The sequence below is a fragment of the Streptomyces sp. BE303 genome, assembly GCF_036290945.1.
Classification (GTDB): domain Bacteria; phylum Actinomycetota; class Actinomycetes; order Streptomycetales; family Streptomycetaceae; genus Kitasatospora.
In genome coordinates, this window is record NZ_JAQYWZ010000460.1 from 1 (window position 1) to 222 (window position 222).

General features: G+C 73.9%; 1 protein-coding gene. It reads left to right on the forward strand.

The annotated features are described in order from the left end of the window. Positions 1 to 59 precede the first annotated feature (59 nt). A partial coding sequence (locus PUR56_RS08860; protein ID WP_443034466.1) for an AMP-binding protein occupies positions 60 to 222 on the forward strand: 163 nt, incomplete at its 3' end.

The following is a 222-nucleotide window of genomic DNA, read 5'->3' on the forward strand; positions in this document are numbered from 1 at the left end:
AGCGTTCGGCGCGGTTGGCGTCGGTGTTGGTGGGTCGGGGGGCCGGTCCGGGTCGTTGGGTGGGGTTGGCGTTGCCGCGGTCGGTGGACCTGGTGGTGGCGATGGTGGCGGTGTTGCGGTCGGGGGCGGGGTATCTGCCGCTGGATCCGGGCTTCCCGGCGGAGCGGCTGGCGTTCATGGTGGAGGACGCCGGCCCGGTCTGCACGGTCGCGGTGGGGGAGA